Origin of the sequence: Paenibacillus sp. FSL R10-2778 (assembly GCF_038593035.1) — a bacterium.
In the GTDB taxonomy this organism is placed as follows: Bacteria; Bacillota; Bacilli; order Paenibacillales; family Paenibacillaceae; genus Paenibacillus_AQ; species Paenibacillus_AQ odorifer.
Genome location: NZ_CP151956.1, coordinates 4,762,436 through 4,774,334, shown reverse-complemented (window position 1 = coordinate 4,774,334; position 11,899 = coordinate 4,762,436). Strand labels below are relative to the sequence as shown.

General features: G+C 45.0%; 16 protein-coding genes. All 16 read left to right on the top strand.

From position 1 onward, the window contains the following. The first annotated feature begins 57 nt into the window (after positions 1–57). The 16 genes from NST40_RS21600 (at position 58) to NST40_RS21525 (ending at position 11,870) form a co-directional block, all read left to right on the top strand. Positions 58–333: a stage VI sporulation protein F gene (locus NST40_RS21600; protein ID WP_038572437.1), complete on the top strand. Its 276-nt coding sequence runs from the start codon at positions 58–60 to the stop codon at positions 331–333. Between the two features lie 197 nt (positions 334–530). Continuing rightward, positions 531–710: a DUF2768 family protein gene (locus NST40_RS21595; protein WP_036676218.1), complete on the top strand. Its 180-nt coding sequence runs from the start codon at positions 531–533 to the stop codon at positions 708–710. Positions 711–744: 34 nt separating this feature from the next. Next, positions 745–1,113 carry a 2Fe-2S iron-sulfur cluster-binding protein gene (locus tag NST40_RS21590; protein ID WP_076218703.1) on the top strand — a complete coding sequence of 123 codons (369 nt, stop codon included), beginning with the start codon at positions 745–747 and terminating at the stop codon, positions 1,111–1,113. 30 nt (positions 1,114–1,143) lie between these two features. Beyond that, a complete protein-coding gene (locus tag NST40_RS21585; protein ID WP_341003285.1) occupies positions 1,144–1,890 on the top strand; it encodes a hypothetical protein in 747 nt (248 codons plus the stop codon). A 437-nt stretch (positions 1,891–2,327) separates the two neighbouring features. Continuing rightward, positions 2,328–3,806, top strand: coding sequence for a stage IV sporulation protein A (gene spoIVA, locus NST40_RS21580; RefSeq protein WP_036676222.1), 1,479 nt, complete (start codon positions 2,328–2,330; stop codon positions 3,804–3,806). Positions 3,807–4,183: 377 nt separating this feature from the next. Continuing rightward, a complete protein-coding gene (locus NST40_RS21575; RefSeq protein ID WP_036676223.1) occupies positions 4,184–4,456 on the top strand; it encodes an HU family DNA-binding protein in 273 nt (90 codons plus the stop codon). A gap of 116 nt (positions 4,457–4,572) precedes the next feature. After that, complete coding sequence (mtrB, locus tag NST40_RS21570) at positions 4,573–4,821, top strand: trp RNA-binding attenuation protein MtrB (protein ID WP_051490908.1); 249 nt, start codon at positions 4,573–4,575, stop codon at positions 4,819–4,821. Positions 4,822–4,915: 94 nt separating this feature from the next. Next, a complete protein-coding gene (locus NST40_RS21565; protein ID WP_076276708.1) occupies positions 4,916–5,458 on the top strand; it encodes a hypothetical protein in 543 nt (180 codons plus the stop codon). A 91-nt stretch (positions 5,459–5,549) separates the two neighbouring features. Continuing rightward, a complete protein-coding gene (locus tag NST40_RS21560) occupies positions 5,550–6,443 on the top strand; it encodes a heptaprenyl diphosphate synthase component 1 (RefSeq protein ID WP_254857027.1) in 894 nt (297 codons plus the stop codon). Between the two features lie 3 nt (positions 6,444–6,446). Further along, positions 6,447–7,199: a demethylmenaquinone methyltransferase gene (locus NST40_RS21555; protein ID WP_143761902.1), complete on the top strand. Its 753-nt coding sequence runs from the start codon at positions 6,447–6,449 to the stop codon at positions 7,197–7,199. Continuing rightward, positions 7,192–8,064 carry a UbiA-like polyprenyltransferase gene (locus NST40_RS21550; protein ID WP_076127498.1) on the top strand — a complete coding sequence of 291 codons (873 nt, stop codon included), beginning with the start codon at positions 7,192–7,194 and terminating at the stop codon, positions 8,062–8,064. Before NST40_RS21555 ends, NST40_RS21550 begins: the two co-directional genes overlap by 8 nt. Beyond that, positions 8,064–8,666 (top strand): flavin prenyltransferase UbiX, encoded by a 603-nt coding sequence (locus NST40_RS21545; protein WP_036676229.1) that lies wholly within the window; start codon positions 8,064–8,066, stop codon positions 8,664–8,666. Before NST40_RS21550 ends, NST40_RS21545 begins: the two co-directional genes overlap by 1 nt. A 4-nt stretch (positions 8,667–8,670) precedes the next feature. Then, positions 8,671–9,531, top strand: coding sequence for a menaquinone biosynthesis protein (locus NST40_RS21540; RefSeq protein ID WP_076218704.1), 861 nt, complete (start codon positions 8,671–8,673; stop codon positions 9,529–9,531). Further along, positions 9,528–10,496, top strand: coding sequence for a polyprenyl synthetase family protein (locus tag NST40_RS21535; RefSeq protein WP_076127501.1), 969 nt, complete (start codon positions 9,528–9,530; stop codon positions 10,494–10,496). The genes NST40_RS21540 and NST40_RS21535 overlap by 4 nt, the downstream gene beginning before the upstream one ends. Before the next feature lie 99 nt (positions 10,497–10,595). Continuing rightward, complete coding sequence (gene ndk / locus NST40_RS21530) at positions 10,596–11,039, top strand: nucleoside-diphosphate kinase (RefSeq protein ID WP_076127503.1); 444 nt, start codon at positions 10,596–10,598, stop codon at positions 11,037–11,039. 27 nt (positions 11,040–11,066) lie between these two features. Then, complete coding sequence (locus NST40_RS21525) at positions 11,067–11,870, top strand: protein-glutamate O-methyltransferase CheR (RefSeq protein WP_036676236.1); 804 nt, start codon at positions 11,067–11,069, stop codon at positions 11,868–11,870. The last annotated feature ends 29 nt before the right edge of the window (positions 11,871–11,899 follow it).

Genomic DNA, 11,899 nt, shown 5'->3' with positions numbered 1-11,899 from the left:
CCTTTTTCCGCAAATTCTCATATGTTGTAATGGGGATTGACGGAGGAGGGATGAAAAGTGAGCAGAGATTTTTCCAAGGATGCATTGAACGCCATTAACAAAAAGGCGGGCAAGAACATTACGGAAAGTGCCGTCAAAAAGCTAGCCAGTACGGTAAAGCCAGGAACTACGCAGAATGAAGCCCAGCTCCGCCAGTTAATTAAGCAGGTGTCATCAATGGCGAAAGTGCCGGTCAGTGAAGCTACTGTGCAGGAGATTATCAATGCCGTTAAAAAAGGCGGCGCAGGTTCCAGCACAATGGAGTCTTTAATGAAAATGATGCTTAAAAAATAGCTTTATGTTGGGTGAGCAAAAGAAAACGGATCAATGAACGATTCCGTCGTCTTTTGCTTTTTTTTATATTCCTGATAATTTTCACGAAGCGTAATCTATTTAAAATAATACATAAAAAATGATGTTTTTTTACAGAAAAGGATAAGGTCATGATATAATAGTCCCTAATAAATTACAGGCGAATGGGGGCTTTGACCATGGATCCGATGACAAAAATGTGGTTATCCCTGATTGCGATGCTGATTATGGGATTATCAGTATTTCTTATAACTTTTGCTCGGAGCAAAACCAAGGGATTGCTTAAGGCTGTACTGTCTATACTTGCTTTTGTCATCATGTTAGTGGGCCTATTGGGCGGAGTTGTTTCAATTATGTAAGCAGTTACATAGTGTTGAGGAAGGAAGTAACATCATGAAATCACAAAAAGGAGTTACCGTTGTATTTCAACCAGAAGGTCGTAAAGCTGTTGTGAACCGTGGCATTTCGTTATTAGAGGCCGCTCGTAAAGCAGGAGTGCCAATTACAACTAGATGCGGAGGCAAAGCAGGCTGCCTGATGTGCAAGGTTACAGTCGCGAAGGAAGAGGCTTCTGCAGTAAGGCCTCCCGGAGATATTGAGCGGCGTAAGCTTGGATCGGCCTTAGAAGAAGGAACGCGTCTGGCCTGTCAGGCTGCCGTATGGAGCGACGTAACCGTTCAGGTGCCGGAAGATCCACTGAAGGCTGCGGTGCGCCGTAAGCTTGAAGCAGCGCGGCGTGGGGAAGAAGATGAACTGTGGTAGCGTAAGAATGTCACCGTGGGAGGGACTCGGTTGGAGTTTATAGGATATAAAATGAAACTGAAGGCAGGGGCCAAGCTTTTGCTAGGGATGGTATCGCTCGCGCTTACGCTTTCGGGTTGTCTATACCCAGGTGATGAGAAGCGGGCTAGTGTTAATTATCGGGAAAGTGTTAAACGGATACAAGCAGCCGTTGATGATTATCAACAGGAGGAAGAGGTACTGCCCATTCTTAATGCGGATGAAACTACTCCAAGGTATGAGAAGTTTCGTATTGACCTGGGGAAGTTGAATAATAAGGGATATTTGGATGATATACCGGCTACCGCTTTTGAGCAGGGTGGAAGTGCTTATTTTCTTATTTTGAATGAGGAAATTGATCCTGTGGTGAAGGTGATGGACCTTGTTACGGTTCAAAAGGTGAATGACGTGCAACGACAGGTTAACCGCTATAAATCAGCTCATGGCGGCAACCTCCCTGTGCTTGATGAGCTATACCCCGGATTGTATACCATTGATCATAAGCAGGCGGGTACAAGCTCTATAACCTTAACTAGCGTCTATTCCGGTCAAGTTCTTGACTTTATCATGGATAAGGATGGAACTGTCTACGTAGATTATGTTTTTGATATCATGGCTGCCGTCGATAAGAAGGGTGGAGAGCACGACAAGAATCAGGACTTGCGACTGGATCTGGAGGAAGCTTCATATTACGTTCCCGTAAAGTCTTTGCCGTATCTATGGATTAATAATCAGCCGATCCCACAGCCTCCAAGTTAGAGTTATAGTTTAAAAGCGTCTAAGCTTCGGTTTTATCCGGGGCATTAGGCGTTTTTTGTTTATAACCTTTTAATCTCAGCATCCACTAAAAATAGTTCTATCAACGAATCCTACCTCATAAGATGGATGAGTAAGCTTCCGGGCGTCAGACGCCTTGCGGCGCGCAGACTTAACTTTTTTTGAAATTACATTGTGAAATGCGCGAATATGGGTCATAAATTCGTTCCGGATACATATGATGATACTAGTCCAAATGCATGTCCGAGCATTCGGAGTTTAGCGCGGGGCAAGTACGTCCCGGTCGAAAGCAGCTAGGCTTCGGGCGGGCATACGATAAGTCCGGTTGATGTCCTGCAAGGGTCAGATTACCGGCGGAACGCGAAGTCGATGCTCTTCAGGCATTTTTTCTTCGGAGTAATATGAGGAGGGGATCTCTTTTGGAAAAAGTGGATATTTTCAAGGACATTGCCGAGCGTACCGGCGGAGACATTTATCTTGGCGTCGTCGGCGCGGTTCGCACGGGGAAATCGACATTTATCAAGCGCTTCATGGAAACCATTGTCCTGCCAAACATCACGAATGAGGCTGATCGAGTAAGAGCTGTGGATGAGCTTCCGCAAAGCGCAGCAGGCAAAACGATTATGACGACAGAACCGAAGTTTGTGCCAAACAACGCAGTCCAAATCAAGGTTGCGGAAGGGCTTGAGGTTAATGTTCGTCTGGTAGACTGTGTGGGTTACGCTGTAGAGGGTGCAAAAGGTTACGAGGATGAAAATGGACCACGAATGATCTCTACACCTTGGTTTGAAGAGCCTATTCCTTTTCAGGAAGCGGCAGAAATCGGGACACGTAAGGTTATTCAGGAGCATTCAACGCTAGGTGTAGTGGTAACAACAGATGGTACGATTGCAGAAATTCCGCGGAACTCGTACGTGGACTCTGAAGAGCGCGTCATTGCAGAGCTGAAGGAAGTGGGTAAGCCGTTTGTGCTTGTCATTAACTCCACCCGGCCACGCAGTGAGGAAGCGCAGCAGCTCCGTAACGAGCTAGCCATCAAATACGATATCCCAGTTATGACGCTAAGCGCCGCAAACATGAGCGAAGATGACGTAACGGGTGTGCTGCGGGAAGTGCTTTATGAATTCCCAGTGCATGAAGTAAATGTAAATCTGCCAAGCTGGGTTATGGTGCTTGGAGAAAACCACTGGCTGCGTAGTAGTTATGAGAACTCCGTTCGCGATACTGTAAAAGACATCCGCCGCCTGCGGGATGTTGACCGCCTCGTATCTCAGTTCACCGAATATGACTTTATTGATAAAGCTGGCCTAAGTGGTATGAACATGGGTCAGGGTGTAGCAGAGATCGACCTGTATGCTCCAGAAGAGCTGTACGATCAAGTTCTGATGGAAGTGGTGGGGGTTGAGATCCGCGGTAAGGATCATCTGCTCCAGCTTATGCAGGAGTTCTCACATGCGAAACGAGAATACGACCGATTCTCAGAAGCTTTGGAAATGGTCAAGACTACTGGCTATGGTATCGCGGCTCCATCTTTAGCCGAAATGGCACTCGACGAGCCAGAACTGATTCGTCAGGGCTCTCGCTTCGGGGTTCGCTTAAAGGCTACGGCACCATCCATTCATATGATTCGGGTGGATGTGGAGTCTGAATTCTCGCCAATCATCGGAACGGAAAAGCAAAGCGAAGAGCTGGTTCGTTATCTGATGCAGGACTTTGAGAATGATCCTATTAAGATTTGGGAATCCGATATTTTTGGCCGCTCCCTACACTCCATTGTAAGAGAAGGAATTCAAGGCAAGATAGCTATGATGCCGGATAATGCGCGCTACAAACTGCAAGAAACGCTTGGCCGCATTATAAATGAGGGTTCCGGCGGACTTATTGCAATTATTCTCTAAGCTGAATATAAATAAATTCAAAGAGTGGGAGAAATCCTGCTCTTTTTATTTGTATATATCCTAAAACTTGATACCTAGTTCCTATAATAACGGTGAATCTGACTCAATTATTCTGATGAAATAAAGACCTTAACTGCTCCTATAGGTCTAACAAATTAGATCGAATTTAGATAAATATGCAAGTATAGATGATAATTTCTGCTCCTTTTTTGAGTAACAGCTTGAATTTATGGATGGGCTGTATTACTATAAGTTTGTTGCGCTTCAAGGTCTAAGGGCGCCAAAGTTAAGTTTTAAACGGGATTATCACGTATATTTTACGTTGAAACGGAAACAGTGTATGATACCGGAGAATTTACTCAGGGAGGTGAGAAAACATGAATAAATCAGATTTGATCAATGTAGTTACAGAAGCAACTGAACTTCCCAAGAAGGATGCTACTAAAGCTGTAGATGCGGTTTTCGAAGCAATTACAGAAGCACTGCAAAGCGGTGATAAAGTACAACTGGTTGGATTCGGAAACTTTGAAGTGCGTGAGCGTTCTGCACGTAAAGGCCGTAACCCGCAAACTGGTGAAGAAATCGAAATTCCTGCAAGCAAGGTACCGGCATTCAAACCCGGTAAGGCGCTGAAAGACGGAATCAAATAAAGATTTCTACATACCTATCCCATAGTCTTTTTAAGAACAACTATGCCGCCCTCCAAGGCGGCATTTGTTTTTTGAAATACTATGAACTGTATAATAGGTTTAGAGGAGGATGAGTGATGATGGATAAAAATACGGGTACTACTCCGCTTCCAACGGGCAGCGACTATATTGTGGTTAAGGCTAAAGATAATGGCGTTCAGGTCATTGGGTTAACCAGAGGTACAGATACACGTTTTCATCATACAGAGAAGCTGGATAAGGGCGAGGTATTGATTGCCCAGTTTACTGATCATACCTCAGCGATGAAGATCCGCGGTAAGGCTGAAATATGGACAAAGCACGGACAATTGGAAAGTGAAAGCTGAAAAGCAGGCATAGCCTGCTTTTTTTCAAAATATAGTAAAGATAAATGATCGTATTCCGCTAAGAGTGGGAATTATGGATAAGGGGGGCGTGTTCATGAACAAGGCCTGGTGGGTTGGAGCCGTATTACTCTTGACTGCAACCTCTGCTGTAATATTGCCCAAAGTGGCAGATATGGATTCAACCTTACAGCAGCGAAATGGTGCAGTGGAGACTTTTACTGGCGGCTATAACACGGTGCTAGACAACGATAATCTTGTTGATGTTCTTGGCGCACTTCCATTGACCTTATCCATTGATAGCGTAGACTGGGAGGATCACGTTCTGTCTCTGGATTTAAAAGTGAGCGGAAATGATCATGAACCCCAGGAGCTTTATCGAAATATGGCACAGACTATTTCTTTTGCTTTTCAAGAAACCTCGAATGTGGATCAGCTCCTGCTGCGCATCGTGGTCATGGATAAATGGCTGGATAGCCGCCGGCTGCTGCTAGCAGGGGATATCAGACGCGCGGAGTGGTCCGTTGAACTCCAGAATGAACTTCAGTCTGCGGGTAATTTCCCCATTTCCGAGCGTCTCAAGACGGGCTTCCGTATTAGTGAGACTGAGCTCTGGAAGAAGCAGTTCATTTATCCTTGAGAAGAATAAAAGAAACTCAGTTGTATCACAGTGCGTGACAAAAAAACATGTGATATAATAGACAAGATTGTGAACAAAGGAATTAATATAAATGTCAATGGCTTCGGAGGCTGAAATGAAACCGTACTGCATACCGCAACTGGCAAAACCCTACACCGACTACGACATGATTCAGAAGCATACGGATTTGCCGCCGTTTTCTGATGGCCGGGGTCATTTGTTATATATTTTTCTAAACCATGGATCTTCTGTAAAAGGAAGTACTGGTGAGTTGTATACGCTCGTAACCGCACTTATTCAACTTGGACTAGATACACATGAGGTAATTGACCGCTCGAATGATAGACGCGGTGGAGATCCTATGCGTTCCCGTCAATTAAAGGTATTGGCTGGCGATTATTTTAGTAGCTGGTTTTACCATCTGCTTGCAAAGAGTGATCAGATTGAGATGGTTGGAATCTTGAGTAAGGCGATTGCTGATTTCAATGTCTTGAAAGCGAACCTCTATGTGAAGATGAGAGGAATCCGTCTTTCGGCTGAACAATACTTGCGGCACATGGTACAGCTCAATATGCGGCTGTTCCTTTCTTTTACGCCCATGATCGAGAATTCCTTAGTGGAATTGTGGGAGAAGTTATTGACAGAGTTCAGTCAGTGCGAAACGGTTGCCATTGAGCTTCAGCGTTGTGATAACCTTGAGAATGCAAGCAATGGTTATTGCTACTGGAAGATGCTGGAGTCAGCGACAGAGGAAGAACGCAAACAGCTTCAAGACCAGAACCTTGATCAGAAGGACTGGAAGATGCTGAAGATGAAATATAAATGTGATTCTCTGCTGACGGACATGCTCCATCAGTCGATTCAGTCGATTCAGGGACTATTACAAAGCGTTAAAGACGAAAGCCTGCTTAGAGAGCTTGAGATAGCGCTGGATCGTATTCTCCTGCAGATGAAAGTCTCAGGACAAGCAGCCGTGGAGGGTTAGTGGATGACTATGGACAAAACTACAACTGCTGTGGGTGATAACAGCAAACCGAAGGAACAGTTTGTGCACTCGGTGTTTGAGAGTATTGCAGGTAAATATGATTTGATGAATGACATCTTAAGTTTTCGCCGGCATAAGGCTTGGCGTAAGTTCACGATGAAGAAGATGGGCATGAAGCGCGGGGATTCAGCTGTAGACTTATGCTGCGGCACTTGCGATTGGAGCATTGCCTTGGCCGAAGCCTCACAGACAGGGAATGTGATAGGGCTCGACTTCAGTGCAGGCATGCTTGAAGTGGGGCACCGTAAGGTGGAGGAGCGCAAGCTTCAGAACCGGATCTCTCTCGTACAGGGCAACGCTATGGAGTTGCCTTTTGAAGACAACGCATTTGATTATGCAACGATTGGTTTTGGACTCCGCAACGTACCGGATCTTGTTCAAGTGCTGAACGAGATGAAACGAGTGGTGAAGCCCGGAGGAATGGTGGTCTGCCTGGAGCTTTCCAAGCCGATGAAACAACCGTTTAAAGGTATCTATTTCTTTTATTTTCAGCGTGTTCTTCCATTGCTGGGCAAGTTATTCGCTAAAAGGTATGAGCAATACAAATGGCTGCCAGAATCGCTGGCGCTGTTCCCTGACCGGGAGCAATTAGCTGCTATTTTCCGTGAAACCGGACTGCAAAAAGTGGAATCCTTCCCCTTGACCGGAGGCATCGCGGCATTACATATTGGGCTCAAGGAGAACGGGAATGTTTAAGAAAATCGGTATCTTTTTACAAATGATCAAGTTTGAACATACGGTATTTGCTTTACCTTTTGCTTTTATGGGCGCTTTACTTGGTTCCGTTGTCATGTTTGGCACGCTACCTACCTGGAGCCAGATTGGTTGGATCGTAGTGGCTATGTTTGGGGCACGGAGCGCTGCTATGGGGCTGAATCGACTGATTGACCGGATAAGTGATGCTAAGAATCCACGCACAGCGGGAAGAGCTATTCCTGCAGGATTATTGAAGATCGGTGAAGTTGTCATTTTTATCGGCATTTCGTTTTTCTTACTCTTTTGGGCAGCCTTTAAGCTGAATCCTTTGTCGGCCAAGCTCTTGCCAATCGCAGTTTTCCTTCTTGTCATTTATTCATTTACTAAGCGGTTTACATGGGCCTGCCATCTTATCCTCGGTCTGACCATTGCGCTTGCACCTTTAGGCGGTTGGGTAGCTGTAACTGGTAGTGTGAATTGGACTTCAATGGTATTTTATTTCACTATTGTGTTTTGGACTGCAGGTTTTGATGTAATTTATTCTTGTCAGGATGTTGAGTTTGATCTAAAAGAGGGCTTGAAGTCCATTCCGGTTCGGTTCGGGGTTCAAGGTGCACTCTTTATTGCCCGCGTATTTCACATTCTCACGGCGATTGGATTCGTATCGTTGCTGTTTATGACGGATTTAAGCTGGTGGTATGTAGCAGGCATGATCATCGCATATATCATTCTCTTTTATGAGCACTACATTGTATCTCCGAGTGACCTGAGCCGTCTGCAGACTGCTTTTTTCACTATGAACGGCGTATTGAGCATCGTGGTGTTCTCTTTCACTTTGATTGACTTGGTGGTGCAGTTCTACTAATGACGCTTACTAAACCGAAAAACATCGTGGTTGGAATTACAGGAGCAAGCGGTGCGATATATGGTGTTCGTCTAACTGAAACCTTGCTGTCACTAGGCTACTCCGTGCATTTGGTAGTTAGTAATGCGGGCTGGCGCGTATTTAAAGAAGAACTTGGCTATATCGCATCAGACCGGGAGGGCTTTTTGAACGAAAGGTTCAAAGGCTATCCCGGTTCTCTGCTTTATCATCCTGTTGCGGATATCGGCGCATCCATTGCAAGTGGTTCGTTTCGTGTGGAAGGGATGATTATTATGCCTTGCTCTATGGGAACATTATCCGCGGTAGCGAATGGGACCTCTGATAATCTGATGACACGTGCTGCTGACGTTATGCTCAAGGAAGGCCGCCCACTGGTGCTTGTACCTCGTGAGACTCCATTGCATGCTATTCATCTAGAAAATATGTTGAAGCTGTCCCGTCTGGGAGTTCGGATGATTCCCGCAATGCCGGCTTTTTATTTTGGGCCGCAAAGTATGGATGATCTGATTAATTTCATGGTGGGCAAAGTGCTTGACAGCTTTAATATTGAACACAATTTATTTCGAAGATGGGGGGATTGAAAGGATGGACAATAACAGCCACACCATCATCGGCAAAATCAGCTATACCAACTCATGGCCGGTATTTCACAATTTTCATCCCTCTGCATTGAAATATTCTGCAGAGATGGTGAGTGAGGTACCTGCCATTCTTAATCAGGGGATGAGCCGTGGAACTATTCATGTAGGTGCTTTATCCTCTTTTGCTTATGCTGAGGCCAGTGACAAATTATTACTTCTACCTGATTTATCGGTTAGCGCGGACGGTCCTGTGAGATCAATATTCCTTTTTTCCAGGGTGCCATTTGCTCAGATTGGCAGCGGTAAGATCGCTGTTACGAATACTTCTGCAACCTCGGTAAATTTGCTGAAAATTTTAATGGAAAAAGCTTTTGGCAATAAACCGGAGTATATTAGCGCTAATCCGGATTTGGATGACATGATGCATGAAGCGGATGCCTGTTTATTAATTGGTGATAATGCTATTAAGGCCTCATGGCAGGATCAAGGTTATATCGTTACTGATCTGGCTGAGGTTTGGAAGGAATGGACGGGCTTAGGGATGACCTTTGCGGTCTGGGCAGTGAATCGAAAGGCTGCGGAGGACAAACCGGAAGCTATTTCTGAGATTGCAGAGGCTTTTGCCGAGAGTAAAATGCGGGGATTGAGAGATTTAGATCCTATTGTACAAGCAGCTTGTTCTAACATTGGAGGAACAAAGTCTTATTGGGAAGGGTACTTCCGCAATTTATGTTATGATTTTGGAGAAAGGCAGCAGCAAGGTTTGAACCTCTATTTCCGCTATGCCTATGAGATGGGCCTGCTGCCGCAGGAAGTGAAGATGGAGATTTGGAGCCATAAACTGTTGACACGGGTGAAAGAATGAAACGACTGCAAATATTCGGATTACTGAACAGAGATATGGATCAGATTGAAAAAGAGCTGTACCGCAGTGTACAGGGGGATGACGATCTGCTTACAGAAACCTCCCTGCATTTATTAAAGGCAGGCGGCAAAAGATTACGTCCCGTATTTGTCCTAATGGGCGGGAAATTCGGTAAGTATGATCTGGAAAAACTGAAACGGGTGGCGATACCGTTAGAGTTGATCCATAGCGCTTCACTGGTCCATGATGATGTGATCGACGATGCAGAATTGCGCCGTGGTGAACTCACCGTGAAAGCAAAATGGGGCGATAAAATTGCCATGTACACTGGTGACTACATATATGCAAAAGCGCTGGTTATGACTACGGAGCTGAAGAATCCACGAATTCATCAAATTCTGTCTAAGGCGATGATCGAAATGTCGATCGGAGAGATGGAGCAGATTCGTGACTTTTTCAACAGTGAGCAAAGTGTACGTCATTATCTACGGCGTATCCGCCGCAAAACAGCCCTGCTGATTGCAGTTAGCTGCCAACTCGGCGCTCTTGCTGCTGAAGCAGATCCAGAAGTAGCTCGTTTGCTTTATAATTATGGATATAACGTGGGTATGGCGTTCCAGATTCGTGATGATTTACTGGATCTCTCAGGCACAGAGAAACAGATCGGTAAACCTCCGGGCAGTGATATGCGGCAAGGAAACATTACACTTCCAGTGATTTATAGTCTTGAGGATGAGCGACTGCGCGAGTCATTGCTTGAGGAACTGAAGTCTATACGTGAGGGACATAGCACGGTAGGACATGCGATTGATCTCATTCTTTCCGGAGACGGAATCGCCCGTTCTGAGGAGCTCGCTTCACGTTATATCGACAAGGCGCTGGCGGCGCTGGAACAATTGCCTAACAATAAGACTAAGCGCAATCTGCGCGATATTGCGTATTTTATAACAGGAAGAAGTTATTGATCTTCTGGTGAGATTGAAATTAAACGTTTCCAGAAAGCAATGTTTCTGTTAAGATAGCGTCAAAACAACCCTTCAAATGGGAAAATGGAGAGTGCTTCTATGGAAAAGACGTATCTGATGGTCAAGCCTGATGGAGTTCAACGTGGATTAATAGGGCGTATTGTTGCCCGCTTTGAGGATAAGGGGTTTAAATTGGTCGCTGCTAAACTGATTACAGTTAGTGAGGATCAAGCGAAAAGACATTATGCTGAGCATGCAGGCAAAGACTTTTTTTCAGAGCTGGTCTCTTTCATCACTTCAGGTCCAGTGTTTGCAATGGTATGGGAAGGCGATGATGTCGTAACTTTATCCCGGACACTCATAGGCAAAACAAAAGTTGGAGAAGCTCTGCCAGGCACGATTCGTGGCGACTTTGCCAGCCATACACCACTTAATTTAATTCATGGATCAGACTCGCCTGAAAGTGCAGAACGGGAAATTGCTAATTTCTTTGCTCCAGATGAACTGAATCAGTATAACAAAGACATCGCAGTCTGGATGTAAGGTCCAGGTGGGAGGCAGGGGATTAACATGTCTGATCGTAATGTTGCAGCATTAACAACAGATCCAGATTATAGCGGATTTATTCACAACGTTAAACAAAGCACCGGAATTGATCTGGCTCAATATAAAGAAGCGCAGATGAAGCGGCGTTTGACGACTCTTCGGATGAAGAATGGGTATCATACCTTCAGTGATTTTTTTGCAGCGATGATGAAAAATAAGGACTTATTTTATGAATTTTTAGATCGAATGACGATCAATGTCTCTGAGTTCTGGCGGAATCCGAATCGCTGGGAAGTTTTGCGGGATATTATCCTCCCTGACCTCCAGCAGTCGGGCCGCAAATTAAAGCTGTGGAGCGCGGCATGTTCTACAGGCGAAGAGCCTTACACGCTGGCTATGATTTTGTCGGACAAGAATATATTGGCGCAGACAGGTATTCTTGCCACTGATATTGATGATGGCGCTTTATCCAAAGCAAAGCAGGGTCTTTATTTGGAACGTTCTTTAAAGGATGTGCCGAAAGACGTGGCAGCACGTTATTTTACGCCGGAAGGCCCTGTCTTCAAGGTCAGCGATTCACTTAAGAAAAACATAGATTTCCGCAAACAAAATTTGCTCTTGGATAAGTTCGACGAAGGCTTCGATCTTATTATTTGTCGCAATGTAATGATCTATTTTACTGAAGAAGCGAAGAACAAGCTCTATCATAAGTTTTCGGCTAGCTTACGTCCGGGTGGTTATTTGTTTGTGGGCAGCACAGAGCAAATCTTTACACCGGCTCAATATGGCTTTGAATCGACGGAAACTTTTTTCTATCGTAAAAAATAAATACTTTTTGCTCCTTCGCCATTAACTTC